Source organism: Paenibacillus sp. FSL H8-0457, from assembly GCF_038051935.1.
In the GTDB taxonomy this organism is placed as follows: Bacteria; Bacillota; Bacilli; order Paenibacillales; family Paenibacillaceae; genus Paenibacillus_AQ; species Paenibacillus_AQ lautus_A.
Genome location: NZ_CP150293.1, coordinates 909,170 through 935,985, shown reverse-complemented (window position 1 = coordinate 935,985; position 26,816 = coordinate 909,170). Strand labels below are relative to the sequence as shown.

22 protein-coding genes are annotated in these 26,816 nt (G+C 53.7%); 7 read left to right on the top strand and 15 right to left on the bottom strand.

Annotated elements, in window-relative coordinates; translation table 11 throughout:
• Window positions 1-79: 79 nt before the first annotated feature.
• Both MHI43_RS04095 and MHI43_RS04090 read right to left on the bottom strand, forming a co-directional pair.
• Entirely contained in the window at window positions 80-418 is a 339-nt protein-coding gene (locus tag MHI43_RS04095) for a ferredoxin family protein (protein ID WP_012818980.1), read from the bottom strand.
• On the bottom strand, window positions 415-2,166 hold the full coding sequence (locus tag MHI43_RS04090) for an FAD-binding protein (RefSeq protein WP_081746342.1): 1,752 nt from the start codon (window positions 2,164-2,166) through the stop codon (window positions 415-417). Before MHI43_RS04090 ends, MHI43_RS04095 begins: the two co-directional genes overlap by 4 nt.
• A gap of 282 nt (window positions 2,167-2,448) precedes the next feature.
• Between MHI43_RS04090 and MHI43_RS04085 the strand changes: the two genes are divergently transcribed.
• The 6 genes from MHI43_RS04085 to MHI43_RS04060 all read left to right on the top strand — a co-directional run bounded on the left by MHI43_RS04085 (window position 2,449) and on the right by MHI43_RS04060 (window position 8,611).
• Window positions 2,449-3,150 carry a response regulator transcription factor gene (locus tag MHI43_RS04085; protein ID WP_036664555.1) on the top strand — a complete coding sequence of 234 codons (702 nt, stop codon included), beginning with the start codon at window positions 2,449-2,451 and terminating at the stop codon, window positions 3,148-3,150.
• Complete coding sequence (locus MHI43_RS04080) at window positions 3,147-4,154, top strand: HAMP domain-containing histidine kinase (RefSeq protein WP_012818977.1); 1,008 nt, start codon at window positions 3,147-3,149, stop codon at window positions 4,152-4,154. The genes MHI43_RS04085 and MHI43_RS04080 overlap by 4 nt, the downstream gene beginning before the upstream one ends.
• A 184-nt stretch (window positions 4,155-4,338) precedes the next feature.
• Window positions 4,339-5,109: an ABC transporter ATP-binding protein gene (locus MHI43_RS04075; protein ID WP_012818976.1), complete on the top strand. Its 771-nt coding sequence runs from the start codon at window positions 4,339-4,341 to the stop codon at window positions 5,107-5,109.
• Window positions 5,084-7,033, top strand: coding sequence for an ABC transporter permease (locus tag MHI43_RS04070; RefSeq protein ID WP_036664478.1), 1,950 nt, complete (start codon window positions 5,084-5,086; stop codon window positions 7,031-7,033). Before MHI43_RS04075 ends, MHI43_RS04070 begins: the two co-directional genes overlap by 26 nt.
• Window positions 7,034-7,076: 43 nt before the next feature.
• On the top strand, window positions 7,077-7,688 hold the full coding sequence (locus MHI43_RS04065; RefSeq protein WP_009594880.1) for a DedA family protein: 612 nt from the start codon (window positions 7,077-7,079) through the stop codon (window positions 7,686-7,688).
• 80 nt (window positions 7,689-7,768) lie between these two features.
• Window positions 7,769-8,611, top strand: a complete 843-nt coding sequence (locus MHI43_RS04060) for an undecaprenyl-diphosphate phosphatase (protein ID WP_036664481.1) — start codon at window positions 7,769-7,771, stop codon at window positions 8,609-8,611.
• Window positions 8,612-10,094: 1,483 nt separating this feature from the next.
• On the opposite strand, the gene MHI43_RS04055 is transcribed toward MHI43_RS04060, so the two are convergent.
• The 4 genes from MHI43_RS04055 to MHI43_RS04040 all read right to left on the bottom strand — a co-directional run bounded on the left by MHI43_RS04055 (window position 10,095) and on the right by MHI43_RS04040 (window position 14,020).
• Window positions 10,095-10,415 carry a hypothetical protein gene (locus MHI43_RS04055; protein WP_012818972.1) on the bottom strand — a complete coding sequence of 107 codons (321 nt, stop codon included), beginning with the start codon at window positions 10,413-10,415 and terminating at the stop codon, window positions 10,095-10,097.
• A gap of 230 nt (window positions 10,416-10,645) precedes the next feature.
• Entirely contained in the window at window positions 10,646-11,545 is a 900-nt protein-coding gene (locus MHI43_RS04050) for an AraC family transcriptional regulator (RefSeq protein ID WP_036664484.1), read from the bottom strand.
• A gap of 484 nt (window positions 11,546-12,029) precedes the next feature.
• Window positions 12,030-13,025: a Gfo/Idh/MocA family oxidoreductase gene (locus MHI43_RS04045; RefSeq protein WP_012818970.1), complete on the bottom strand. Its 996-nt coding sequence runs from the start codon at window positions 13,023-13,025 to the stop codon at window positions 12,030-12,032.
• Window positions 13,022-14,020 carry a Gfo/Idh/MocA family oxidoreductase gene (locus MHI43_RS04040; RefSeq protein WP_036664486.1) on the bottom strand — a complete coding sequence of 333 codons (999 nt, stop codon included), beginning with the start codon at window positions 14,018-14,020 and terminating at the stop codon, window positions 13,022-13,024. The genes MHI43_RS04045 and MHI43_RS04040 overlap by 4 nt, the downstream gene beginning before the upstream one ends.
• Window positions 14,021-14,223: 203 nt before the next feature.
• Between MHI43_RS04040 and MHI43_RS04035 the strand changes: the two genes are divergently transcribed.
• The gene (locus MHI43_RS04035; protein WP_012818968.1) at window positions 14,224-15,687 is read left to right on the top strand and encodes a carboxylesterase/lipase family protein; all 1,464 of its coding nucleotides are present in this window, start codon (window positions 14,224-14,226) and stop codon (window positions 15,685-15,687) included.
• 210 nt (window positions 15,688-15,897) lie between these two features.
• Here MHI43_RS04035 and MHI43_RS04030 read toward each other — a convergent pair whose 3' ends face one another.
• The 9 genes from MHI43_RS04030 to MHI43_RS03990 form a co-directional block, all read right to left on the bottom strand.
• On the bottom strand, window positions 15,898-16,716 hold the full coding sequence (locus MHI43_RS04030; protein ID WP_012818967.1) for a carbohydrate ABC transporter permease: 819 nt from the start codon (window positions 16,714-16,716) through the stop codon (window positions 15,898-15,900).
• Window positions 16,716-17,582 carry a sugar ABC transporter permease gene (locus tag MHI43_RS04025; RefSeq protein ID WP_012818966.1) on the bottom strand — a complete coding sequence of 289 codons (867 nt, stop codon included), beginning with the start codon at window positions 17,580-17,582 and terminating at the stop codon, window positions 16,716-16,718. Before MHI43_RS04025 ends, MHI43_RS04030 begins: the two co-directional genes overlap by 1 nt.
• A gap of 59 nt (window positions 17,583-17,641) precedes the next feature.
• The gene (locus MHI43_RS04020) at window positions 17,642-18,862 is read right to left on the bottom strand and encodes an extracellular solute-binding protein (protein WP_012818965.1); all 1,221 of its coding nucleotides are present in this window, start codon (window positions 18,860-18,862) and stop codon (window positions 17,642-17,644) included.
• A gap of 204 nt (window positions 18,863-19,066) precedes the next feature.
• Window positions 19,067-19,927, bottom strand: a complete 861-nt coding sequence (locus MHI43_RS04015; RefSeq protein ID WP_012818964.1) for a transporter substrate-binding domain-containing protein — start codon at window positions 19,925-19,927, stop codon at window positions 19,067-19,069.
• A 208-nt stretch (window positions 19,928-20,135) separates the two neighbouring features.
• Complete coding sequence (locus MHI43_RS04010; RefSeq protein ID WP_012818963.1) at window positions 20,136-22,103, bottom strand: methyl-accepting chemotaxis protein; 1,968 nt, start codon at window positions 22,101-22,103, stop codon at window positions 20,136-20,138.
• 485 nt (window positions 22,104-22,588) lie between these two features.
• Window positions 22,589-23,809 carry a sn-glycerol-1-phosphate dehydrogenase gene (locus tag MHI43_RS04005; RefSeq protein WP_012818962.1) on the bottom strand — a complete coding sequence of 407 codons (1,221 nt, stop codon included), beginning with the start codon at window positions 23,807-23,809 and terminating at the stop codon, window positions 22,589-22,591.
• Complete coding sequence (locus MHI43_RS04000; RefSeq protein WP_012818961.1) at window positions 23,806-24,573, bottom strand: glycerophosphodiester phosphodiesterase family protein; 768 nt, start codon at window positions 24,571-24,573, stop codon at window positions 23,806-23,808. Before MHI43_RS04000 ends, MHI43_RS04005 begins: the two co-directional genes overlap by 4 nt.
• Window positions 24,574-24,599: 26 nt before the next feature.
• Window positions 24,600-25,913 carry an ABC transporter substrate-binding protein gene (locus tag MHI43_RS03995; protein WP_012818960.1) on the bottom strand — a complete coding sequence of 438 codons (1,314 nt, stop codon included), beginning with the start codon at window positions 25,911-25,913 and terminating at the stop codon, window positions 24,600-24,602.
• A 61-nt stretch (window positions 25,914-25,974) separates the two neighbouring features.
• On the bottom strand, window positions 25,975-26,808 hold the full coding sequence (locus MHI43_RS03990; RefSeq protein ID WP_012818959.1) for a carbohydrate ABC transporter permease: 834 nt from the start codon (window positions 26,806-26,808) through the stop codon (window positions 25,975-25,977).
• Window positions 26,809-26,816 lie beyond the last annotated feature (8 nt).

The window sequence follows — 26,816 nt, the reverse complement described above, 5'->3', positions numbered from 1 at the left end:
GAGACATTCTTCGAAAAACCGAAGGAATGTCTCCATTAGAATGGTTGACAGTATGAATGCTATTGGTTTAGTTCCTGCTTTAACTTCGCCGGGGGAGAATCCGATCGATGAACGGGGTCTCGTCGATCTCGGCCAGCCGGGTCCGCCCGCGTCCCCAGCCGACCGTCTCCCTCCAGCTTCCGATGATCCCTACCGCGATCAGCTCTTCTTCCGTCACCTTCTGCTCCATATCCGCAAAGGGAGAAACATACAGAGCATCGGCAGGACAATAAGCCTCGCATATAAAACAGGTCTGGCAATCCTCCTGACGGGCAATGACCGGAAGCCCAGTCTCCGTCCGGTCGAATACATTGGTCGGACAGACCTTGACGCACAGGCCGCACTCGATGCACCGCTGCTGACTGACAACCTCGATCATGAGCCTTCCACCTCCCCGGCCGCTGCCGCGATCCAGGCAGCAGCCCCCACGGCTTCACTGCTCCTATTTCTTGAACCACCATAGTGTCGGCAAGCGTCCATGGTACCTCGGCTTGCCTGCCGGGGCGGCCGCCCCTCAGGATACACCTGGATATGATCGATCCCCCTTACGGTCAGACGATGCTGCTGGTCCGGATTCGGATCCGGGTATTCCAGAAGGGTATGCATCCCTCTGGTTTCCCGCCGGGTCAGCGCAGCCGCATACATCCATCTTGCCGTTGCCGCCATGGCCGCCGCTTCCCTTGCCTTGATCCGCTCGCGCGAACCCCCGGTTACCTTCGCGTACACTTCCGGCCATAGCCCGTTCAGCCGTTCGAGCGATTGCTGCAGGACCGGTTCGCTGCGAAAATAATTGATATCCAGCGGAAACACCTCCCGCTGTACCGATTGAATTAGGCCGGATGCATCCATTCCCTGCCCATGTGCTGCGGATGGATGGGACATTCCGGCCCGCCCCGCACCTTGCAGGCGACGGCCGTCCGCAGAAGAACGCGTACTCAGCGCATGCTTCGCCGCCGATTCGCCAGCCCACGTTCCCGAGCAAATCGCCCAAGAGGCATTAAAAGCCCCTCCGCCCGACTTGGCACCGGTCACCCGCTCCCGGGTTGCGGCATCGCCGGCGGCGTACAGACCCGGTACCGTCGTCGCGCAATCTTCGCCGGTGATCCGGATGCCTCCGGTTCCGCGGACCGTCCCTTCATAGCGGAGGGTCAAGGGAAAACGCTCCTTAAAGGGATCGATTCCCGCCCGATCATACGGAACAAAGAAGATGGCGTGCGATTGCCTTAAAATGCGCCGTTTCTCTTCCGTGTCGGCATGATTCAGCATGGCGTATACCGGTCCTTTGCGGAGCATCGTCGGCAGAAAATCATGCGGCCTGGGCCCTCCGGGGCTGTACAGCGTATTCCCGTCTTCGTCATAATACGTCGCCCAGTTGAGAAGCCGCCCCCGGGTCACCGTGCCAAACGCCGCGCTCGGCGCATATTGGCGGCTGAATTCCATACCGGATAGCTCGGCGCCAAGCTCCGCCGCCATGAGCAGTCCTTCGCCTGTGAGCACGTTGCAGCCAAGGCCCTTGCTCAGAAAGGCGCAGCCGCCGGTAGCTATGACAACCGACTGTGCCCGTACCTCCCAATGCTTGTTCTTCTGCCTGCATATGCCTCGTGCTCCTCCGACCCCATGCTCGTCGGCAAGCAGCTCGAGCGCCGGGGACTGATCCATGATCCGTACGCCCGCCCGGTTGACCGCGCTTCGCATCAGCTTCATATATTCCGGGCCCTGCAAATGGTCTCGCATGGGGACCCCGTTCTCATCGCGGCGAAACGGGTATCCCCATGCCTCCACGCGTTCCAGATTGATGTATACCTGATCCAGCACGCGATGGATCCAATCCGGTTCCGATAAATAACCGCCCTCCTTCATCCGCTGGGCCACGGCTTCATCGCGCAGCTTATGGTCAGGGGGCAAATATAGCAGATTGGTTCCTCCGGGTGCCGTTGCCCCGCTGGAGCCCAGAAACCCTTTATCGGCCAATATGACTTTGGCACCTTGGGACGCCGCGCTCCAGGCTGCCCAAGCCCCTGCGGGACCGCCGCCAATGACGAGGACATCCGCCGTCAGTTTCAATTCATCCTGTGCACGCAATCGTTGATCCCCCCGCTCCTTGGTTGATAGTAAATCGAGGTCCATACGACAAAAAGGAGATCATGAAGGATGCTCATGATCTCCAGCAGACTGGTCGATTCAAATTTATTTATCATAGTTATTCGATTGGAATTATCAAGTATATTATCAGCTGATGGCACAAGCGTCAAGATTATTTTTGGGAGGGATCGCTTAACAAAGCGAGACATTCGCTCCCGAACTTTCCTAAGCCCTGCTGTCTTCGCTCACGCAATTTTTCCTTATATCCTGACAATTTGGTACAATACAGACGGTACGAGAATGTCAAATGAAGGGACTATGATCGATATGTTCAAAATTTTCATTGTCGAAGACGATGCCGGGCTGGTCGGCCTGCTGAAAGAATATCTTCATAAATTCGGTTATGCGACGCAGTCCGTTCATGATTTCGAGACGGTGCGCGATCAATTTGAATCGTATGACCCTCATCTTGTGCTTCTGGATATCAATCTGCCTAAATTCGACGGCTATTATTGGTGCCGGCAGTTCCGCAGCCTCTCCACCTGCCCGATCATCTTCATCTCCGCCCGCGACGGGAAAATGGATCAGGTGATGGCGCTGGAGAACGGTGCCGATGATTATATAACCAAACCCTTTGACTACGAGATCGTCATGGCCAAAATCAAGAGCCAGCTCCGGCGGGCCTACGGGTCCTATGCTGCCGGTCAGAATGAGCGGGTCCTCAGCATCGCCGGACTCACGCTTGACGTTGAGCGTCTCTCCGTTTCGCTCGGACCGACCCAAGCGGAGCTCAGCCATACCGAAGCCAAAATATTGGACGAATTAATGAAAAAGCCCGAGCAGATCGTCAGCAGGGACCGGCTTCTGGAGAAAATATGGGATGATCAGGCCTTTGTGGACGATAATACGCTGAATGTGTACATCACCCGCGTCCGTAAGAAACTCGCCGCCCTCGGAATCGAGGATGGCCTTCAAACCGTGCGCGGGCGCGGCTACCGACTGGTACCGAGCTGGAGGGACGAAGCATGAGACTATTTTTGCAAGAACAGCGTCCCTTAATGATTGTCTACATCGCCCAGCTTCTTGTCGTTACCCTGATCTATAGGCTGGACGGTTATCGCAATTTGACGGTCAGCTTGTACGCGGGCATCATCAGCTTGCTGCTGCTCGTCGGCTATCTCGCCTTCCGTTTCATTGCCAACCGTTCCTTCTATAAACGGTTGGAGCAGCCGCTTCCGGGAGAATCCCTCACAGGCGAATCCTCGGCAGAATCCTCCCACACCCCGCTCGCCGAAGCGCTTCATCAGCTGCTGAAAACCCAGTTCCGGCATTACACCACGGATCTGCATAACTATAAGCATAAAATTGAAGGCCATCTGCAGTTCATCAACCAATGGGCCCACCAGATGAAAACGCCGATTTCGGTCATTCACCTGATTCTCCAGGATGATGACGACCCCCGTTTTGCCGCGATCGGCGACGAGCTGGACCGCCTCAAAAAAGGGCTCGATCTCGTGCTGTATACCGCCAGGCTCGATACGTTCGAGCGCGATTTCCATGTGGAAAACCTGCCGCTTCAGCGAATCGTCCGAAATGTCACGTCCGAGCAAAAGCGGCTGTTTATCCGGCGGAGAATGTACCCGTCCATCCGGATCGATTCCGGATTAACGGTGGCCACGGACGAGAAATGGCTCTCTTTTGTGCTGACGCAGCTGCTGACCAACGCGGTTCGATATACGCTGAAGGAACAAGGCACCCTCTTTTTCAACGGCTACACCCGGGAGAATCAAGTCGTGCTTGAGATAAGGGACGAAGGCATCGGCATTCCCCAAAGCGATCTCCCGCGGGTGTTCGATCCCTATTTCACCGGAGAGAACGGGCGCCGATTCCAGGAATCGACAGGCATGGGCCTGTTTCTGGTTAAACAAATATGCGACAAGCTTGGACATGCCTTCGAAATCGAATCCAAGGTCGATGAAGGAACGACGGTCCGCATCATTTTTGCGGATGCTGCGGGCCATATCGCACAATGAATTCCACCGGCAGATGGCAGGGTTCGGCAGTACAAGCTATTTAAGGCCGCTGTGGCTTATTCCCGATCTGCTTACGCCGGCAAAAGAAACCTTACAAGGTTGTAAGGTAACTGTAAGTTACGAATATGGCATGGACGCAAACGAATCTTTTACAATGATAACATCGTTATAGAGGAGTGAAGATATGCCCATCCTGAGCGTCAAGCATCTATCCAAAATCTATGAGGGCAAAGTGGCGTTCCAAGCGCTGAACAATATTCACTTCAACATCTCCAAAGGCGAATTCGTCGGTATTATGGGACCTTCCGGCAGCGGAAAAACGACGCTCCTCAATCTGATTGCGACCATTGATCAGCCCACGGCCGGGGAAGTGATCATAGCCGGACGCAATCCCCATCTGCTCGGCAGGAGCGATACCGCTCTGTTTCGGCGCAGGGAGCTGGGCTTCGTCTTCCAGCATTTCAATCTGCTGGATACGCTGACCGTTGAGGAAAACATCGTCCTGCCCCTGACGCTGGAGGGCATGCCGCTGGACGAAATGGGCACCCGGCTGAACCGGATCGCAGACCGGCTCGGGATCGGGTCCATTCTGCACAAGCACACCTATGAGATTTCCGGCGGGCAGATGCAGCGCACCGCCATCGCGAGGGCGCTCATTCAGGAGCCCTCCCTGATTTTGGCTGACGAGCCGACGGGGAACCTGGACTCCAGAGCCTCCAAAGAAGTGATGCAGACGCTTTCCGCTTCGAGCAAAGAAGCTTCCGCAACGATTCTCATGGTCACTCACGATCCGGTGGCAGCCAGCTACTGTGACCGCGTCTTGTTCATCAAGGACGGTCAACTATATAATGAAATGTATTGCGGTGACAACCGCCAAGCCTTTTTCCAGAAAATCATCGACATGCTGGCGCTGCTGGGAGGAGGAAGTCATGACCTTTCGACAATTCGCTTTTAGGAATGTCCTGAGGAACAAGCGGACCTACGCGGCCTATTTCTTGAGCAGCGCATTCTCCGTCATGATTTTCTTTGTGTGCGCGCTGTTCCTGTTTCACCCTTCCATCACGGACGAGATGTTCTATCCGGTCGTGATCCAGGCGATGGTTGGCGCTGAGCTGATTATGTACGTATTCTCGTTTTTCTTCGTGCTGTATTCCGTCGGGGCTTTCTTGAAGACCCGCAAGCGCGAGTTCGGCATTCTGTTCATGCACGGCATGACGGACCGCCAGTTTAACAAGATGGTGTTTCTTGAAAATATGATCATCGGCGTAAGCGCGATCGCCACGGGCATCCTGTTCGGCATCATTACAGGCAAGCTGTTCCTGATGGCAGGCTCGGCCTTTCTCGGAGTCCCGCCCCTGCCGTTTCGGCTGAGTCTGCGCGCGCTCGGTCTGACGATCGCGAGTTACGCGCTGCTATTCCTCATCATCTCGCTGTGCACGTCCTGGCTGTTGCGGCCCAAAGCGCTCATCGACTTGTTCCAGTCCGGACAGCGGCCGAAAACAGCGCCCAGAACATCGCCGTGGTTATCTACATTGGCGGCTGTCCTGCTGCTTGTCAGCTACGGCCTGGCAGCCACGACAAGCGCATCGACCCTCGCGCTGCGCATGTTCCCGGTTACCTTGATGACGATGATCGGCACTTATCTGATTTATTCGCAGTTAGGGGTTGCTCTCGTCCGCAGGCTGAAAGAAAGCCGCCGGTTCACCTGGAGAAGAACCAAGCTGATCTCGCTATCCAGCCTGCAGTACCGGTTGAAGGATCATGCCCAGATGTTTTCGATGGTAACGATCGTGCTGGCCGTGTCTTTTTGCTCGGTAGGCGTATTCGCCTCCATTCCGGTGCTCACGAAGCAGTTCAACGAGGACTTCCCGGCCGCCATCGGTTATCTCGCCAAAACGGGAGATACCTCCGAAGAGCAGCATTTGAACGAAATCCGGCAGGATCTGGAGTCGAGGAAAATACCGTTTGAAACGCTATCGTTTCGCGTTAAATATACGGATGCCGAACCGGCATCCGCACAGGCCGGTCCATCGGAGATTCCGTTGACGCTGATCGCGTTCTCCGACTATAAGGCGGCCGTCGTGATGGCGGGACTGCCGTTTGACGAGCAGCCGCCGAGCGGCGAGGAGGCCCTTGTCCTCATTGCTTCGCAAAACGACAGGGCTTATACCCGCAACCGGGATTACGCTTCTTACCGGCTTCGGGATTCCGGCATCCGGCTGCGTGAAATCGGTTATTCCGATCATGTCGGCGTGCCGGAATACTTGCTGCCGGAGATGGATGACGATTCCCGTTTCGGCGGTCTTGTCGTCAGCGACGACATCTTTGCCGCCGTCACGGATCCGGTCCGGCAGGAACGGTACACCGGCTTCTACGTGGACGATTTTACGGAGACAGAGGGGATCGTTCCCCATTTGGCTCCGGGCGGTGCCGTGCGCTATGAGATGGACCGGACCTTTGCGCTGGCGGTCAGCGGTACGCTGTTCGCCCTTCGGGACAGCCTGTACAACATGCTGCTCTTCGCGGCATTGCTTGTGGGCACGGTGTTCTTTATCGCGGCTGGAAGTTTCCTGTACTTCCGCCTCTATGCCGATCTGGATTTTGACCGCAGGCATTATGCCACGATATCCCGGCTCGGCATGACGGACAGGGAGTTCAGGCGGATCGTTACCGGACAGCTCGCGCTGCTGTTTTTTGTACCGATCGGACTTGCGATCGTGCACAGCATCTTTGCCTTCATCGCGCTGCAAAGCTATTTCTATTTATCCATTGCGGCTGAAATGGGCATCGTGCTGATCAGCTTCCTGATGATGCAGGTCCTGTACTTTTTCTTCATCCGCAGCCAATATCTGCGCAAGCTGAAGCAGACCCTTATATAAAGGATGGCAAAGGCCTCCTTATCTTTTGAAAGAGGTGTAACTTTTGGAAAACTGGATTACGGACATTATGGAGAAGTTCGGCTATGTCGGCATCCTGCTGATGATTGCCCTGGAAAACGTGTTCCCGCCGATTCCCTCCGAGGTCATTCTGACCTTCGGCGGATTCATGACAACCTACACGAAACTGACGGTGCCCGGCGTCATTATCGCAGCTACCATCGGCTCCGTGGTCGGTGCCGTCATCCTGTACGGGATCGGACGCCTGCTCGATGTCGAACGGCTGGAGAAAATCGTGGACCGTTGGGGGCATATCCTCCGCGTCAAAAAAGAAGACATCCGCAAGGCGGATGCCTGGTTCGATAAATACGGCTACTGGACCGTGCTGTTCTGCCGCATGATTCCGCTGATCCGGAGCCTGATCTCCATCCCGGCGGGGATGTCCAACATGAAGTTCGGCATGTTCCTGCTCTTTACGACCATCGGTACCTTGATCTGGAACGTCATTCTGGTATCCGTCGGAGCCGCCGTCGGCGATTCATGGGAAAATATCGTCGCCTTCATGGACGTCTATTCCAATATCGCTTATGCTGTGATAGCCGTGGCCGTGATCGCATTCCTGTTCTTCTTCTTCCGCAAGCGGAGAAAATCGGCTTAAGCTGGAACCACGCATTTCATGCCATGCATCATTCATATCATTACATTTTACATTTTTAAGTAAGGGAGAGACCGCAGGTCATGGATTTTTTAACCATCCTCAAAGCAATTATTCTGGGAATCGTCGAGGGACTGACCGAGTTCGCTCCTGTATCCTCTACCGGCCATATGATCATCGTGGATGACATGTGGCTGAAATCCGAGGAGTTTCTGACGAAATACGTAGCCAACACGTTCAAGGTCGTGATTCAGCTCGGCTCCATTCTCGCCGTCATCGTGGTGTTCAAGGACCGCTTCCTGGATCTCTTGGGACTCAAGCGCAAAAAGCCCGAAGCCGGCGTTCCGGCCGGTACGGGCAGACTGAGACTCAGCCAGGTTATCGTCGGTTTGATTCCGGCCGGCGTTCTGGGCGTCTTGTTCGAGGACCTCATTGACGAGCATTTATTTTCCACCGAAACGGTGCTGATCGGTCTTGTGATCGGAGCCATCTTTATGATCGTTGCCGACAAGGTCAGCTCGAAAAAAGAGCCGAAAGTGGTGTCTGTCGATCAAATTACGTACAGGCAGGCATTCAGCGTCGGGCTGATTCAGTGTCTGTCGCTCTGGCCAGGCTTCTCCCGCTCCGGCTCCACCATCTCCGGAGGCGTTATGCTGGGCATGAGCCACCGCGCGGCGGCGGACTTTACGTTCATCATGGCCGTGCCGATCATGTTCGGGGCCAGCTTCCTGTCGCTGCTGAAGAACTGGGAATACTTCACGCTGGAGGCTCTTCCGTTCTTCATCGCCGGATTCGTGGCGGCTTTCGTCTTCGCTTTGATCTCCATTCGCTTCTTCCTGAAGCTGATCAACCGGATCAAGCTGGTGCCGTTTGCGATCTATCGAATCGTGCTCGCTGCCATTATTGCGTTGGTGCTTTATCTGTAATTAGTAGCTCAGCCTTACAGCACCATTAGAGTTTGGGAGACGCTCTGCGCACGTATCGTTCCTCAATCGCTGTTGTCCCCAGATTTCCGAAATAATTGATTAGAAGAAGAAATCCGGGGACAAAGCATATGCTTCCGAAGCGAGCTTTCCGTTGGAAAGCTTTCAGCCGACCGCTCCGCTTTTCCGGAATCGATTCGTTCGCTCCGCTGCTTCGAGCTGAGCGGCACTTCATAATAGCAGCTGTGTTTGGGGTAAAAAAGGCAGGTCAAGATTTCATATCTTGACCTGCCTTTTGTTATCGGCGTTGCTGCACGCTCGTTATTAGTCGTGACACCTGCTGTGGTTTCGACCCGGAGCCGATTGGTTTAGTCTACGGCGGCATGACCGCACAGGCCGATTGGTTTAGTCTACGGCAGCATGGCCGCACAGGCCGATTGGTTTTGCCACGGTGGCATGACCGCAAAGCCGATTGACACGGATACGGGTATCCGATCGGTTTTTGGCGGGGTTGGCGACGAAGGAGTGAAAACCGGATGGTGTCAGGCGAGCGGCCGGACGACAGACGTCCAAGCATGCTCCGGACCACGCGCTGTCGGCCAGGGAGCAGTGCGCACGATGTGGCTGTTCCGGACCAGAGATCCGTTATTTTCAATAATTCGCCTGAATTTCAATATAAGCGGACACCAGATCCGTTATGTTACGAATTCCGGTTCGATAACCGCCTGTTTTCAGAGAATAACGGATCTCATGTCCGAAACATTTATGAAGCCCCTTATTTCTCATCAAATAAGGTCCGCTGTGTCCGCTAGCGATGCGCAGTGTGAGATATTCGGCTATTTTGGTACGTTATGATCAAAGAACTAGTTACTTTAAAACACAAACCATCGATTATTTAGTTCCTTTAACGTTATACTCCATTTTATTTCCCTTATTTGTACCTGATGAGCTAAGATCCAGTTACTTCAATACTCCACGATAACAAGTTCAGTTACTCTATATTCCAGATTATAAATTCAGTTACTCTGATACATAATGAGTCAATTCATCCGGTTATTTGGTTAGTCCATGATTCATCGTACAATTCCTTCATTAGGTAATTTCAATTGTCCAGCTATTTTGACGCTACATCATCAACTATTAGCTATTCTACTGCAGAAGATCACACTCCTCGCACCGTGACAGTAGGCAGCACGCGCTTCATAACAGCTTAAATGTGTATTGGCGCCTAAAACCAGGGGATCGTGCAACAATCCCATATAAGCTACATCAACTATTAGCTATTCTCCTGCAGAAGATCACGATCCTCGCACCGTGACCGAAGGCAGCACGCGCATCATATCGGCTTAAATATGTATTGGCGCCTTAAACCGATGGATCGTAGCAACGATCTTCAAACTGACCGCGTAACCCGGGGTTGTATCGCTTTTGCAGCGCCTATAAGATACCAGCCTAGTGCGCAATATCGGTTGCACTGCCTGCACGATTACAGGGTCGCTGCACCTAACCTCTCCTTTGAATAATATCGCACCTGTTTACCATGCCCATTGGCGTATTCGATCTCGGCCCGCGTGCTCTCGCCGATATACCCGTTCACATCGATCACAAAGATTTCGTCGGACATATCGATTTTGCGAAAGTGCAGCTCTTTGAGCCTGCGCTCCTGCTCCTCCGTGATCTCGATTCCGTCGCTCTGCTCAAAAAATCCAACGCTAAGGACGATATGTCCGCTAAGCGTAAGCGAAGCTTCGGCTTCTCGAAATTGCGCTTTAAACTTGGTGGAGCCGCATAGTGTAATCACCTGCATGGCACACCCTCCTTTTGGCTATATTCATGCTTTAAATGGTTCTCGATCTGGCCTATATTCAGCGGTCAAACATCCCCCCAGGAATATCATGATGCAAGCCATCGTCCAAGGCAACAAACAGAATCCCTCCGGTATGGAGAGACTTCTGCCTAATGATTGTATGGGGAATCCCCTATCCAGCGACGAGCCAAGATCAATCATTTCCGTAGGCGGGCGCATCCCCGCATGCTTCACTCTTCAAACGATAAATTGGCGGGCTCCTCAAGCAGCTCATAGTGAACGTCAAGGTTCGTCGTCGGTACGCTGAGATCTACCTCTTCAAAGCGGAAGCTGTCCACCCACACTTTGCCTGTCCCCATAAGCAGGACGCCGATCGAGATCGTGGCGCTATCTTCAGGCACGTCCAGCACGATGGCATAGTGATTCCAGTGCGTGCTGCCGACGATGCGCCGATTGTTCATATTATCGAACTGGAGCACGTCTTCAGCACGATTGTCGACGCGCATCCACAGTCCGCAATAGTCCTTCACGTTGTCGGTTTTGACGAATCCGGAGAACCGCATCCGCTTGCCCGCATACTTGCCGGCTTTGAACTGCTGCATCATGGTTGCAAAAGCGCCATCCTCCATCGGCGTAAGGGCTCTTAAGAAACCCGAGGTACTTCCCTGGTGGACGGTGGTCCGATCGACGCCGATCTCATAATCTTGAGGGTGGCTTCCGCTTAGGAACCAGCCTTTTAATGGGGATTGAGCTTGCTGCTGCATGTGATCCTCTCCTTTTGGATAATGTGAATGATGGGCATGAACCGCAAAAATTTTCCGGTAACGCCCCGGCGGCATGCCGTACAATTTTTTGAATGCTCTCGTAAACGACTCCTGGCTCTCGAAGTGACAGTGCAGGGAAATGTCGATAATCGCAGCCTCGGTGTGCAGCAGGAGCTGCGCCGCATAACAGAGCCTTCGTTTTCTAAGGTAATCCGCGATGTTCATGCCGACCTCCCTCCGAAACAATCGGTGGAAATGATACGGCGAAAAACCGGCATAGGATGCAATATCCGCGAGGGTCAGCTGCTCCTCCAGATGCTGCTCCATGTACGCGATGCTCTTTTGGATAATACGCTGGGTACTCAAGGTCAGGCCCCTCCTTTGTTATTAAGGATACCAAAAGGGAGCAAAGCGTTTTTGATCTTTTTTGCCAATTTAAGAAAACCGTCGGTCCGCGCATGTTCTCGGAGGTCTTGCCGGAAATAGCGGAGATAGCGGAGTCCCTCTGCTTGCGATTCAGGGACGCTCATCCTTTGAAGTCCCTTGAAGTCCCATTGTTCTCATATAAAAAAGCCCCCTCGATTACGAACATCGAAGGAGCTTAAATTGCAAGGTTCTCTGCCATCAATCCATCCTCAAGATGGAATGACTTCCTATCCTAAAGAGGCCAGACTGCGCCTCTAACAAAGGCATAGACCCGCACTTCACAGGCAGCGGCGCTTCCGGCCGGAAGCAGGCATGTCATCCTAAAGACGATTGCGCTGCTGCTTATTCTTCAAGGACGAATCCCTGCACGCTCACATTACATAACGGGAATTTCCCGCTCCCCGGCTTTATCGGCAAAACCGCACTATCCCTGCGGCTTCAGCTGAACGGTGCGCTTGGTGCTCGCAGACTCGTACGCTGCAATGGCAACCCGGGCGGAGAGGTAGCCGTCTTCCCCGGTAATTTCGACCGGCTTGCCGTCGCGGATGCTTTCGACAAAGCTGTTGACGAGGCCTTCGTCCATATCATCGCCCCAGAAGCTCCACGACGCTTTACCGGTCACATCGCTGTATACATCGTTCTTCTGGGCAAAAGAATCAATGTTCAGCACGCCTTTGGTGCCGATGATCTCAAGCGTTACGTCCCCCCATGTCGGGAAGGTGCGGTTGCGCGACCAGCTTGGGTCCAGCACGGCCACGACGCCGTTCGCGAATTTGACGTGGACCATGCCGGCGTCGTCAATCTCGGTATCGTTGAACAGCGTTTCCGCATGGGCGTACACTTCCTCGGCCTTGCTGCCGGTAAACCAGTGCATCAGGTCCATCACATGGACGGTATGATCCAATACGGCGCCGCCGCCCGATTTCTCCCGTTCAATAAACCAGCCGCCCGGCATGGTTCCCCGGTTGGTTCCCTTCATAGCCAAAATGTCACCGATCTGCCCTGCGTCAATCGCTTCCTTCGCCTGACGTACGGACGAAATATATCGGCAAGGAAAAGCGGTCATGAGCTGAACGCCGTTATCCTTGCATATCTGAATCATCTCCAGCATCTCGGCTTCCGATAGGCCCAGCGGCTTCTCGCAAAGCACATGCTTGCCCGCCGCAGCGGCGCGTTTGGTAATTTCCGCATGACGCGCGTTCTCCGAACAGATGACTACGGCATCCAGTTCTTGTGCCAGCAATTCATTATAGTCGGCATAATACGGAATCCCCCGGTCCACGGAGTAAGGACGAACGCGCTCCGCGTCTTCATCCGCGATTCCGATTACCTCGACGTCATCCCGCTTCAGCATGCCGAAGAGATAGCTTGCCGCATGCATATGGGCAAAGCTGATAAACCCTACTTTCACCTTTTTCATGAAACCGTCCCTCCGATCATCACGGGCTGTCCAGTTTGTGCCGATTGCTCCGCTGCCTGAGCGATTTCAACGGCGTAGCAAGCATCCTTGATGCTGACGAGCGGCTCGCTGCCGTTTCGGATGCACTCGATAAAATGCTGCACCTCGTTATAATAAGGGTCATGGAGGCTCGGACTGGAAGGAACCTGCACAGCAGCTCCCTCCCCGGCCTCGGCGCTAGCCAATTTCAAGTCCAGGGACTGTACCTGATTGCTGTCGAATCGTACGATGCCTTGGTCTCCCGAGATCTCGAACTGCGTCGTAAATGGACCGGGATACCCCCAATATCCGGTTAGACTCGCGATGGCGCTATTTTTAAAATGAAGCGTAAGCTGGGCGTACTCCATCTGCGGCTCGGTCCGCTTCACGGTCGAAGCATATACCGACTCCACTTCCCCGAACAGCCAGCAGGCAAAATCGATGTCATGAATCATCAGATCCATGATGACGCCGCCGCTCTTGCCAGGGTCGTTGTACCATCCATCCATTCCCTGCGGGTAGGAACCGTACCGCTTAAAGTGAGCCATCTTCGGCGTTCCGATATTCCCCGAGCGGGCCTGCCGATAGGCATCGTGATAGTTCGGGAAGAACCGGACGACATGTCCGATAAACAACCGGACTCCGTGCTTCTCGCAGGCCGCCTTCATCTCCTGCGCATCCTCCAGCGTTAATGCTGCCGGCTTTTCGCAGATGACGTGCAGCCCTTTTTCAGCCAGTTTCAGTACAGACGGTTTGTGGAGATAGGTGGGCAGACACACCGCAACCGTTTCCAAATCTTTTTGTTCAAACAGCGACTCTACATCCGTGTATGCCTTCGCCCCGGTCAAAGCTGCAGCGCGCTCCGCTCGTTCGGCGTTTATATCGACCACGCCCGTCACCGTTACTCCCGGCATTTTCGCCAAATTGTGCGCATAGGCCGTCCCCATCGTGCCGCAGCCCAATATCGCTATGTTCATGCTTATCCCTCCAGTATGCCTATAATGACATGGATCATCAGGTGATGCCGTATCCGCCGTCCGCGATACCGCCCACCCTGTTACATTCTTCATGTAACATGACATTCCTGCCTGTATTCCTCAGGATTCGTGCTTTTTTGAACTTATGCCGCTAACTTGGTAAAGTGTATATATAGAGCAGAGAGAAAGGGTGTAGCGAGAACATGTCAGAACTTGTCGTACAAACGAAAGACGGGCGCATTCAAGGCCTTACGGAAAACGGAGTGCGCGTATGGAAGGGAATTCCCTATGCGAAGCCACCGGTTGGCCCGCTGCGGTTCCGTTCTCCTGTGCCCCCCGATTCATGGGACGGGATTAGAGAAACCACCGCTTTCAGTCCCATGTGCCTTCAGCCGCTTGAATCCACATCCAGCATGCTTGGCGGCGGCGTGACCAAGACGGTATCCGAGGATTGCCTATATCTCAATGTGTGGGCACCCCGGAACATGCCAGCGGAGCCGCTGCCCGTCATGGTATGGATTCACGGGGGCGCTTTTGTCACAGGCTCGGGCAGCTTGCCAAGCTATAACGGCGCGCCCTTCGTTCTCCGCGGAGACGTGATCGTGGTTACCCTCAATTACCGGCTGGGTCCCCTCGGCTTTCTCCATCTCTCTCCATACGGTGAAACCTATTCCTCCAATACCGGTTTATTGGACCAGATCGCTGCCCTGGAATGGGTCCGGGACAATATCGCGGCCTTCGGCGGCGATCCGGAGCGGGTTACGGTATTCGGGGAATCAGCGGGCAGCATGAGCATTGCAGCGTTACTGGCGATGCCTGCAGCCAAGGGACTGTTCCACCGGGCGATCATGGAGAGCGGCGCTGCCCAGGTCATGGTTCCGGAACAGGCACGGATGATAACAGCCGGCTTGCTTAAGGAGCTGGACATTACGCCTGACAATATCCATCAGCTGGATTCCCTGACGGGCGAGTCGATATTCGAAGCCGGGGAACGGCTGAAGAAACGGATCGGACCCAGCGTCAACATGATCTTTCAACCGGTTCTGGAACCGGACACTTTGCCGCATGATCCGCTGCAGGCCGTTCAATCGGGATGGGCCAAGGACGTGCCGATCCTGATCGGAACGAATCTTGATGAGGGGGCTTTGTTCTTCCGGCCGGACATGCCGCTTGTGAAGGAAGACGTTCTAGTCCGCACCGTGGAGATGATGACCGGCATTGAGGATGCCTCTCCCATCACCAAGGAATACCCGTACAGCATCGACGGGCATGCCCAGATTATGACCGACCTGTACTTCTGGCGCTCGGCCCTGCAATTCGCTTCCGCGCAGTGCAAACACGCGCCGGTATGGATGTACCGGTTCGATTGGACCTTGCCGGACCATCCGGTGCTCGGCAAAGCGATGCATGCCCTGGAAATCCCGTTTGTATTCAACACGCTGGCGCTGTTTGAGAACATCGGCGTTCAAGTCGATGCGGCCACGCAAGCCCTGTCCGACCGGATGCAGGATGCCTGGATTGCATTTGCGCGCAGCGGCTCGCCGGATACGGAGGCGCTGCCGTGGCCTGCTTATGATCCGGTTTCGCGTTCCACGATGATATTCAACAACGACAGCAGGATCATCGAGGACCCGGATGCGAAGAAGCGGGAAATGCTGCAATTATAATAAGGACACGCCATAAACCAGGGGATCCTTCGCCTATTGGAACCCTGGCGGCAGCAAAAAAGCTGTATTCCAGGCATGACATCATGCCGGAATACAGCTTTTCGTTATGATGGGTCGCACAAGGACATGCTGCTGATTGCGGGCTCCGCAGCCCCCTGCTGCAGCGAAGGGCTGAGAGGACTAAGTGCTCCTAGGAAATGCAAAGCTGCCTTATTTTACAGCCCCCTGCGTAATGCCGTTGATGATCCACTTTTGCGCGAACAGATAGATAATGATCATCGGCAGCATCGCCATCAGATAGGAGGCAAAGGCCAGATTGAAGTCCGTGTTGAACTGCCCTTGGAATATATACTGCACCAGCGGCAGCGTATAGGAATTCGTATCGCTGATAATGATGAGCGGCAGCAGGAAGTCATTGTAGGTCGATAGGCAGATCAGAATGCCCACCGTCGCATTGATCGGGGCCATAATCGGGAATATGATTCTCCAGAATGTTCCCCAAGTCGACGTGCCGTCCACTCGGGCCGCTTCCTCCAGCGCAACCGGGATGGATTTGATATAACCTACGTACACGAATACGTTAAACGCCAAGGCATAGACGGTATGCAGGATGGTGAGCCCGACCAGATTCGTCATATGGAACCCGGCCGTCAGCTTGACCAGCGGCAGCATAATGATCGGAAACGGAATGAACATCGCGCTGATGAAATAGAAGTACAAGCCTTTGAAGAACTTCCGGTTCATATTGCGGGCAATGGCATAAGCGACGAGCGAATTCGTCAGCAGGGTCAGCACCACCGTTGCCGTTGTCACCATGGCGCTGTTGCCCAGCGCATGGAAGAAATTCGTCATTTTTATGGCGTTCGCGAAATTCTCGAAATGCAGGTCTTTCGGCAGGCCGAACACAGATGCCAGCATGTCCTCCGGCGTTTTGAGCGCAATCGTGATCGTCATATACAGCGGAAACAGGATTAATATCGTACCCAATGTGATGAGAATCATCACCGTCCAGTTGGTTTTCGTCCGCATTACATGTCCCCCTCTCTTCTCTGCAGGAACCGAATCTGCACAATCGATATCGTGGCAATCAGGATGAAGTAGATCACGGAGTTAGCCGATTGGTAAGCAAACTCGCCTCCCTCGAAGCCGCCGGTATAAATCAGATGGGAGATGGACTGCGTTGCCCGCCCCGGGCCGCCGTTGGTGAGGGCTACGATCTGATCAAAGACCATCAGGGAATTCTTCATCGCCAGCACCATGTTGATCGTAAAGAACGGCGCGATCAGAGGAAACGTTATTTTCCAGAACTCCTGCCAGCGGTTCGCTCCATCGAGGTTGGAAGCCTCGTAAAGCGTACTGGGAATGGTCTGGAGTCCGGCAAGATACAGAATCGTGTTGTAGGCAATGCCCTGCCATACCGCGACCACCACGATGCCGATCCAAGCATGCTGTTCACTGCCCAGAATATTGGTCGACAGCCACCCGATCCCCAGGTTCTGTCCCCAAATGGTGAACACATTCGAGAACAGGTAGTTGAATATGTAACCTACAATCAGCACGCTCAGAATATTCGGAAGAAAATAGATGCCCCGAAAGAAATTCCTCGCCTTGATTCTGGCGTTCAGTCCCATGGCAATCAGCAGACTGAAGATGTTGATGAGGATGGTGACCACGACCGCGAATTTGAATGTGAACCAGTACGCATTGCCCACGTTGCCATCCTTAAACAGATTGACGTAATTCTTGAAACCGATGAAATCGAAGTTTTCTCCGAATCCGTTCCAGTTCGTGAAGGAGTAATACACCCCCTGCAAAGCCGGCAGCGTCAGAAATACGAAGAACAGCACGACCGCCGGCACGGTCATCAAGTAATAAGGCATAAGCCGCTTGTTCATGTTGGGTCCTCCTCAATGCTTCTTGGATATCGTGTGAAGAAAATACCGCCTTCCGCCCGTTAACGCCTGTCAGCTACCTTGTCCCATTCGGTGTCCAGCTTCTTCAGATACCCGTCGATATCCCGGTTCTGGAGGAAGGATTGGATCACCGAGTTCAGCTGCACCGCCGCGGGAATGTAGTGGTCGGCAAAATCGATGACCTGGCCCCGCTCCAGATAAGGCAGCAGCTCTGCGACGGCGGGATCCTCCTGCTTCACGCCCTCCACGGTGGAGAACAGCGTTTGCTCCGTTATATATTGCTTGCTATTCTCAGGCTCCAGCAAAAATTGAATGAAACGCTGAGCCTCCTTTTTATGCTTCGAATCCTCGGAAATAGCCAGTAAGGTATCTACGCCCGAAATCAGTTTATTCTCCTCCGGACGATCGCCGGTCGGCAGCGGAAAGAAGCCGATCGGCGCATCCGGATTCGCCTTCCGGATTTCCGGTATGGCCCAGGTTCCTTGGATATACATGGCGGATTCTCCCCTCGCGAAATCCCGGTTCCCGTCCGCATAGTTTTTGCCGAAGTTGTCCCCATGGCCATAATCCATCAGCGCGAGCTGTTTCTCCGCAATCTCCCGGTATTTCTCGGCAAACGTTACGGTGCCTTCCCGCCGATCCATGTAAAATTCAATGCCTTCCAGGTTGGAAGCCAATGCGTTAAACGGCAGCACCGTCTGCCAATCGTCTTTATATGTGAAATAAAACGGGATTCTCCCCGCATCCTTGGCCTTCTGCGCCGTAGCCAGCAGCTCGTCCCAGGTCTTAGGAACGCTGAGCCCCAGCTCCTTGAAAATTTCCTTATTGTACATGACGCCGTTAGCGTTAGTGGAATAGGGAATGCCCGTAACCTCGTCCATGCCAGCTACGTCCTTCAGCATCTGGACATAAGTCTCATCCACCCGGCTCAGCAGCGGGTTATCCGTCAAATCCATAAATATGCCGCTTTGGGCCAGCAATGAATACGTATCGGTTGCACCCATGCCGATAATGTCGGGAATGTCATTCTTGACGACTCTTGTCTTGAGCACCGTCTCCGCATCCGGCGGATTTACCTGAACCACCTTGATCTCGGACTGGGATTCGTTAAATTTCTCGATGAGTGCATCAAAGGAGCCTTTAGCTTCAGGCTTGTTCTGAAAAAACTCAATCTGCACGCGTCCTGAGTCCTCTTGAGCGCCGCAAGCGGTCAGTATCCATACGGTCATCAAACACGCCGCAATCCATTTAGCTAGCTTCATGGTCTGCCCCCCGTTTCCTATCCTGATGTTATATGGTCGATGTCCATGTTAATTTACTACCCTATTTGCTTGGTTGGTAAACCTCCCGGACGCCGAGGCGGCGCTCTCTTCCCCTTATTGAACAAAACAAAAAAGCCAGCAGATCAGGTTCTTCAACCTGATCTGCTGGCAGGGATTGGCTATCTGTTTATAGCCTGATCCAACCTACTCCAGCCATTTTTTATGAATGTCCGCAAACTTGCCTTGCAGCTTCATTTCGTCGATCCACATTTCCAGATAGCTTGCATATTCAAAGTCGCCGCGAGGAATCATGTAGCCTTTTTCGCTGTTCGTGAACGGCTTGTCCGTCAAAGCGGCATACAGTCTGGAATCCGCCTTCGCATACGTGATCGCTTCGATTGTATCGGTGATCATCACGTCATACGTACCGTCTGCTACCAAATGCGGGATATCCAGGTTGTTCGGTACAACCGTCACATTCGCTTTGGTCAAGTGCTCGCGCACGAATACTTCGTTCGTTCCGCCCGGATTCACGCCGATGCGAACCGAAGGTTTATTGATGTCTTCAACCGTCAGGTATTTGTCTTTGTCTTCTGCACGGATCAATGGAGCTTTGCCGAAGGAAATGTACCCTTGGGATACATAAGCCGTTTTTTGTCTAGCCGTGTTACGGGTAACGCCGCCCACTGCGATGTCGAACTTATCAGCTTGCAAGTCCTTCATCATGTTGGACCAAGTCGTGTTGACGTAGCGTACTTCCACGCCAAGGTCTTTACCGAGCTCTTCCATGGCGTCAACGTCATAACCTTCATACTCTTTAGTAGCAGGATTCAAATATGTAAACGGTTTGTAATCCCCTGTCATACCAACCCGGATGTAGCCTCTTTCGATAATTTCGTCAAGCTGGGAAGCCGCTTGCTTCTTCAGTTGACCAGGTGCATTGGCCGAAGCGGATTTAGCAGATACCTCCGGTGATGTGAGGACCTCGTTTGCCGCAAAGCCCGTTGCTACCAATGATAAGCTGACTACCCCTGCCAGTAATACCTTTTTCCAATTTTTAGCCATGTTTTCGTTTCCTCCAGTTTTCTTCTAGTTGTACTTCCTGATGCCCCTTGGTGGGCAGCGGCATCGATCTGCCTTGAAACGTCGAACCTCTTCTTGCCTGTACTTCCTCTGACTTACTGCCTTGCACGCTTGCGATTTGAGCCGTTTTCCTTCCAGGCATCCCCCCTCTCAAGTACCCTTACGCGCGGTCCGTAAGATCCAGGGAATGCTAGAGACTGAATTTGCCGAGCTCTTTGCTGAGCTCCTGGGCGACCGTCTCCAGTTGTTTTACGGAGTTTGAAATCTCCTTGATGGTTGCAATCTGATCTTCCATGGCAGCCGTCACGTTCTGTGCATCATTGGAAGTCAGATCCGCAATGGATTTCAGCTCTTCAACCGAAGCGCTGACCTGTTCCGATCCAGCGGACATTTCTTCGGATGCTGCCGATACTTCCAGAATGTGATCCGCCACGTTGCGGGTCGCATTCAGAATGTTATCGAATTTCTCGCGCACATCTTCAATCAACGCAATGCCGTCCTGTACATCCTTACGGCTGACGTCCATGACCTGTACGGCGTTGATTGTGTCCTCGCGAATTTCCGTAATCAGCTTCGCTATCTGATCGGTCGAAACCTCGGACTGTCCCGCCAGCTTCTTGACTTCTTCAGCCACGACCGCAAAGCCGCGTCCATGCTCGCCCGCTCTGGCAGCCTCGATGGAAGCATTCAGGGACAGCAACCGGATTCGAGAGGTGACTTCCGTGATGAAGCTCAGAATTTGCTCGATTTCCGAGGAGCGCTCATTCAAACGCTCAATCGCCGTGCCGACCTTGGACGTGCCCGCGCCGATGTTGCCGATCTGTTTCACGGCTTGCTCAACGACAACCGATCCGGTCTCCGCTTGGCTAGCAGCTTCCTGCGCGGCTTCGGACACCATCGAGGATGTCTCGGCGATTTTGACGATCCCGCTGGCCATGTCGCTCATGGATGTCGCGATTTCGTTGGAGCTTGAGGCGTGAGCTTGCGCTCCGCTGGCAATTTGGCGAATGGAGGATCCGATTCGGTCCACGCTGTCCATGGCCGTATCGACCCCGCTCGAGACGGTTTCCGTCACCGACATGACCTGGCGGGAGGAATCGTTCACGCCGAGGACCAGATGCTTCAGATGCGATACCGTCTGGTTGAAATCGCTGGAAAGAACGGCCACCTCATCCTTGCCGCTAACTTGAATGGTCTTGGTCAAATCGCCTGCTGCGACTTCCTTCACAGCCGTGTTGAGCCTGCGGATCGGCCGGACGATCTGGGCCGTGAACCAAATTGCTGCAGCGGCGGATACGACCAGGGCCGCAACCGAGATAATGACTAACGTAAACGACATCTCCTTGATTGGAGCATTCAGCTCATGGGTCGGTGCCGTCACGAAGACCCCCCAGTTCAAGTTGGACGGTGCATAAGCCGCCGAATACTCGGTACCTTCCAATACATAATCGAACTCGCCTGGTCTGCCCTGGCTGACCTCTTCGTAGGCCTTCGTTAATCCGGCGCTGTTAACGTCCTTCACGTTGGATTGAAGGACAAGTTCCTCTTGCGGATACCACATGAACGTCCCCGATTTGCTCAGAAGAAAGGCATATCCGGTGTCTCCGAACGTTTGGGATGAGACTGTTTTCTGAACTTCGTTGATCGGAAGGGTGGAGCCCATGTAGCCGTACTGTTTTCCATCCTTCATCAGCGGAATGATCATCGTAACGATGTTATTGCCCGTCCGTTTGGAAAGCACCGGCTCCGACACGACCAGCTTGCCTTCGCCCTTCCCGGCTTCCTGATAATGGACGCGGTCGGACACGTCGGTCACCTCGCCCAGAAAGTTAATGACGTTCTTCCCCGTCAAATCGTACGAGAAGAAGAAGGTCTCAAATTCCTTGTTCACTTCCTGCGCAGCCTGAATCAACTGCAGATCCTGCTCTTTGTTACCCGTAATGAATTTCCCGATGCTTTCCACCTTGGCAATCTCCACATCAAGAAATTGGTCGATCTGAAGCGCAAGCTTCTCCGCGCTAAGCTGAGCTTCCTTGTCCAAGCTCTCCTGCAGCAAGTCAGATGACCGACTGTAAGTTACGGCAAAAACGGATCCAAGACTGACTAGCAAGAGCAAACAAATCATTGTAATCATCTTTTGCTTAAGACTCTTTAGCATGCTGTAAATCCTCCCCCAATAAGTAGCGCTTAGGTCCTATCCGATCATTCGTCCAAAATTTTTGCAAGTGCTCTTTTTTCTGTAAGGACTTTCTCTCTACATACAAAAACGAACAGGCAATGTCGAAAAATGTTGGTGTAAGATGGGAGATAAGACTCCGCTTTATAAGTTATCGGTAGCATTTGTCCAATTTTTGAGAGTTTGGCGAAACTTTTTACATAATTCGACTTTTAGGTCGTTTATGTAAAAATAGATGGGAGATGGTTCTAAATGCCTATTCAAATGAAAGAAATTACATATATCTTTAGACCTTGTTAGTGATCGGCATCGGCGGCACCACCCTCAGTCTTTGGGGCGCTGGCCGTCTTCGTAAGGCCGGGCGGAATCAAAGCACAGCTGCAGAAAAGCCAAAAAGGCTGCCCCATTGAAGCAGAAGGATCTGCTTGAGGGACAGCCTTATTTCACTCGTCGACCCTTAACCTGCCTTAATGGACAAACAAGGATCTTTGTTCGTTGTAAGCGTGGAGCAGCGTGTAGCGGCTGTATCGAACCTTGTGGGCCTCAGCCAGGCTCCGTTCCAGCAGCTCATCGCCGATCGGAAGCTCCGACACCCCGGCCGGTCCGCCTACCATGCGCATCAGATCGCCCAGCACATCCGGCTCCGGGAGATGCGTAATATGCCACCGGATGTCGTTCCACTGCAGCGCCATTCGCCGTTTTATATCTTCCGCACCCGGGGAGGAGCCTCCGTTCAGCTCGATCCCCTGCTCTCCGATACGATGATACAGCTTCGAGATTTCCACGCAAGCGGCTCCTACTTTGGCACCGTGCAGCAGCTGTTTCTTCCCTAGACGGATAAACTCCATCTCCCAATAATGGGACAGGTGATGCTCCGAACCCGAAGCCGGATGGGATTGACCGAACAGCAGCATCGCCAGTCCGGATTCGACGAGCGCCCCCATCAAGATGCGTACGCCCTCCTCGCTCCGCTTCGCAATCTGTTCCACCGCGTTCACGCACTGGCTGAGCGCGGATTTCGTCATATCCGCCGAAATTTGCAAATAGGGCTCGTCGGCCACCAAACTGCCAAACCTCCAGTCGAACAGCGATGTGTACTTGCCCAGCATATCCCCGAATCCGGCCGCGGTTAACTGGGAGGGAGCAGCCATGAGAATATCGACGTCCGCGAATATCGCGCTCGGTCCGATGGCCGGAATCGTTATCTTCTCGCCCCGTATAATGATCGGCGCTCCCTTGGAATTAAATCCATCCACCGATGCGGCCGTAGGTACGGAGATGAACGGAACGCCCGCGGTATAGGCGGCGTACCGGCTAATATCGTGAATCGTCCCTCCGCCTACCGCCAGCACCGCCTTCGCCCCGCTATGCTGGATATCCAATATGACCTGGACCAGGGATACTTCATCCGCGATGACATCTCCCTTCCGATCCGGAAGCAGCCGGGTGACCTGGACCCCAATCGAGGATTTCGCGAGCAGATTCGAAAGCTTCTGGCCCGCCTGGTCATAGGTATTATCGTCCACGACCATGACCACCGAGGTCCACCGTTTCGTCTCAAGGTAGCCCGCCACCTCGTCTAACGCTCCGTGCTGGATCTGAACCAGCTCTACTTCGTCCAGATTCGCAAGCTGATGGGCCGGTAAATCCGCCGCTAGACTCCGGACGTTCGATAAAATGGAGGTCATATCCGCGTACCCTTCTTTCCGGTAACCGCCATCGCCGGCAGCGGGTCATTGCAGGTCATGCCGGTAACCCCGCACTCCAGCGAATACCGGACGCCCTGCTCATCGTCCGGGCAATAGCTCCAGACCAGCAGACCCTGTGCCTGGAACCGGGCAACGAGTTCCGGCGTAAGCAGTGACATCTCCACGCCGATCCCCCACATTTTGGCGTAGGTGCCCTCCTCCCCGAAGTCAAAGCCGGACATTTTCTCGCCCGGAAACCCCTGAGTCTTCTGGCCATGCGTTTCATGGATATAGGTCAGAACCTGAGCATCGAAGCAGGTGAATACGCAGCGCGGCAGGTACCCGTACCGGTTCAGTATGTCCATCGCCAGGTCGGCGGCCTCTTGGGCATCGGGACTGGGCTTAATCTCCACGTTGCACAGAACCTCGGGGTATTCCCGAAGCAGTTCGCAAAGCTCCGTAAGCGTCGGGATCTTCAAGCCTTCGAATTCCCGGGCAAACCAGCCGCCCGCATCTAAGCCCTTCAGCTCCGCAAGCGTGTAATCCCTTACCTCGCCGGCACCATTGGTCGTACGCTGAACCGTTGCATCATGGATAACCACCACCTCCTTATCCTTCGTCAGCCGAAGATCAAACTCCAGCATGTCAACGCCTAACTCCAGTGCCTTGCGAAAGGCCAGCAGCGTATTTTCCGGATAAGCCGATTTATACCCGCGATGTGCAGCCACCATCATAGAGGATGGTTCCCGTAGTCGTTCGATCATATATCCTGCCACTCCTTTACCTGTTGTTATTGGGCCAAAATCCGCTCCGTCTCTTTCTTGAAGGTATCCAGTGTTGCCGGGATATCCTTGCTGTCATACATGATCGCTTCCATGGCCGAGAAGAACTCATGCATAATCTCAGGCCATGCCACATCCTTATTGGTATCCGTAGCGAATTCCAGCTGATCATAGGCTACTTTGCGGTTCGGTTCTTTGGCCCAAAGTTCTTGGATCTTCTCCGACTCCACCATCTTCTTCGTGAAAGGCAGGTAACCGGATTGCAAAATAAATTCAAGAGCGCCTTCCTCTTCCATCTCCATCCACCGGATGAACTCCCATGCCGCTTCCTTGTTCTTGGAAGAAGACAGCATCGTCACGTTCGCGCCTCCGGTCGGATTCGCATACACTTCGTCCTTAGGCAGGAATGCCGTCACGTAATCGAAATCCACCGCGCTGGACAATCCGCCGATCGATCCCGTGGATTGGTACATCATCCCGACTTTGCCTTCCACAAACATGCTGTTTACGATGTTTCCGGAATCCTGAGCGGGCGGATAATACAAAGCGCCCGTGCTTTGCAGGTCTTTCAGGTAAGTGAACATTTTGGCACCGGCACCGTTATCCGAAAAGCCGATCGACGTATTGTCGTCATTGAAGAACGTGCCGCCGGCTTGCGAAATCATGGCAATCGGATACCAAGTGTCGTAGGGCATCGTGACGCCGTATCGCTTATACTCGCTGCCTTCCTTGACGACCAGCGCGTTCGCGATCTCCTTCATTTCCTCCCATGTCGTCGGGATTTGAAGCCCGAGCTCATCCAGCAAGGTTTTGTTCACGTGCAGGATCGGGGTGGAACGGTTCAGCGGCAGCGACACCAATTGATCATTGAAGGTGGAGTGTCCCATTAAACCGGCAGTGAAGTCGTCTGCGCTGATGCCGGAGCCTTCAAGAAAAGGCGTCAGATCCTCAAGGACCTCCGAATCCGCGAACATCTGGATGTAGGCTCGCTCGAGCATGCTGACATCCGGGCCGGTGCCGGATGCAATCGCCTGCTGCAGCTTGGTTACCGTTTCGTCGTAGCTGCCCTGGAAGGTGCCTACGACTTCGATATCCTCATGGGATGCATTAAAGCGCTGAATGAGCGCATCCATGTATTCCCCGTTCTTGCCTCCCAGCGAGTGCCAGAACTGCACCGTGGTTTTCCCCTTGTCTCCGGACGGGGCTTCGGTTCCCCCGCTTCCCGGTGCTTCGCCGGGCTCGGCCGAACCTCCTCCACCGCATGCGGCAAGCAAACTGAACAGCAGGATGACGGATAGGCGTGTATACCATTTGGATTTCATGTGATTCATTCCTCCATTAATTATTCGATTATGAATGGCTGAAACCTGTCATTTCCTGTAATTATTTAATGCCTGAATAAACAAAAGCCTTCACGATGTGCTTCGAACAGAACAAATATACAAGCAGGATGGGCACCACCAGAATCACGTTGCCGGCCATGATGATATGCCAGTTGCTGATGCCCTCGGTCTCCCGCAGCATGGCGATCCCCAAGGTCAGCGGCCGGACGGCTGCCGAATCGGTCATGACAAGCGGCCAAAAATAGTCGTTCCAATGACTGACGAAGCTGAACAACGCAATGGTGGCGAGTGCCGGCTTCGACATGGGGATCATGATCTTCCGGATGATTTTGAACTCGCTGGCGTTATCCAGGCGGGCCGCTTCGATGATTTCCTCCGGAATCTGCATGAAGTATTGCCGCAGCAGGAAGATGCCGAAGGCATTCGAAACGAACGGAATAATCTGCGGGAGCAGGGTTTTGACCAATCCCCAATCCGCCATCATCAGATAAACCGGAATGAACGTAACCTGTCCCGGGATCATGAAGGCCAGCAGGATCATGCCGAACAGCAGCGTTTTTCCCGGGAATTTATACTTGGCAAAAGCATACGCGGCCGGAATCATGATCAGGAACTGCAGTACGATGATGGAACCGGTGACGACAACCGAGTTCCTGAAATAGGTCAGGAAAGGCCCCGCATTCATCGCTTCCGCGAAATTCCCCCACTGCGGCGTAGCCGGAATCCACGTCGGCGGAAACGTCATCGTCTCCCGGAATGTCTGGAGCGATGTGGAGATCATCCACAGGAACGGAAAGATGAAAATCATGAGCACTGCAGCCTTCAGCAAATAGCCCAGCGCCGTCCATACGATTTTTAAGTCAAAGGTCTTCAAACCGTGCC

Excerpts from the sequence above, each read along its gene's own strand:
- MHI43_RS04095 (WP_012818980.1), bottom strand. The coding sequence starts at position 418 with ATGATCGAGGTTGTCAGTCAGCAGCGGTGCATCGAGTGCGGCCTGTGC.
- MHI43_RS04090 (WP_081746342.1), bottom strand. The coding sequence starts at position 2,166 with ATGGACCTCGATTTACTATCAACCAAGGAGCGGGGGGATCAACGATTG.
- MHI43_RS04085 (WP_036664555.1), top strand. The coding sequence starts at position 2,449 with ATGTTCAAAATTTTCATTGTCGAAGACGATGCCGGGCTGGTCGGCCTG.
- MHI43_RS04080 (WP_012818977.1), top strand. The coding sequence starts at position 3,147 with ATGAGACTATTTTTGCAAGAACAGCGTCCCTTAATGATTGTCTACATC.
- MHI43_RS04075 (WP_012818976.1), top strand. The coding sequence starts at position 4,339 with ATGCCCATCCTGAGCGTCAAGCATCTATCCAAAATCTATGAGGGCAAA.
- MHI43_RS04070 (WP_036664478.1), top strand. The coding sequence starts at position 5,084 with ATGACCTTTCGACAATTCGCTTTTAGGAATGTCCTGAGGAACAAGCGG.
- MHI43_RS04060 (WP_036664481.1), top strand. The coding sequence starts at position 7,769 with ATGGATTTTTTAACCATCCTCAAAGCAATTATTCTGGGAATCGTCGAG.
- MHI43_RS04055 (WP_012818972.1), bottom strand. The coding sequence starts at position 10,415 with ATGCAGGTGATTACACTATGCGGCTCCACCAAGTTTAAAGCGCAATTT.
- MHI43_RS04045 (WP_012818970.1), bottom strand. The coding sequence starts at position 13,025 with ATGAAAAAGGTGAAAGTAGGGTTTATCAGCTTTGCCCATATGCATGCG.
- MHI43_RS04040 (WP_036664486.1), bottom strand. The coding sequence starts at position 14,020 with ATGAACATAGCGATATTGGGCTGCGGCACGATGGGGACGGCCTATGCG.
- MHI43_RS04035 (WP_012818968.1), top strand. The coding sequence starts at position 14,224 with ATGTCAGAACTTGTCGTACAAACGAAAGACGGGCGCATTCAAGGCCTT.
- MHI43_RS04030 (WP_012818967.1), bottom strand. The coding sequence starts at position 16,716 with ATGCGGACGAAAACCAACTGGACGGTGATGATTCTCATCACATTGGGT.
- MHI43_RS04025 (WP_012818966.1), bottom strand. The coding sequence starts at position 17,582 with ATGAACAAGCGGCTTATGCCTTATTACTTGATGACCGTGCCGGCGGTC.
- MHI43_RS04020 (WP_012818965.1), bottom strand. The coding sequence starts at position 18,862 with ATGAAGCTAGCTAAATGGATTGCGGCGTGTTTGATGACCGTATGGATA.
- MHI43_RS04015 (WP_012818964.1), bottom strand. The coding sequence starts at position 19,927 with ATGGCTAAAAATTGGAAAAAGGTATTACTGGCAGGGGTAGTCAGCTTA.
- MHI43_RS04010 (WP_012818963.1), bottom strand. The coding sequence starts at position 22,103 with ATGCTAAAGAGTCTTAAGCAAAAGATGATTACAATGATTTGTTTGCTC.
- MHI43_RS04005 (WP_012818962.1), bottom strand. The coding sequence starts at position 23,809 with ATGACCTCCATTTTATCGAACGTCCGGAGTCTAGCGGCGGATTTACCG.
- MHI43_RS04000 (WP_012818961.1), bottom strand. The coding sequence starts at position 24,573 with ATGATCGAACGACTACGGGAACCATCCTCTATGATGGTGGCTGCACAT.
- MHI43_RS03995 (WP_012818960.1), bottom strand. The coding sequence starts at position 25,913 with ATGAAATCCAAATGGTATACACGCCTATCCGTCATCCTGCTGTTCAGT.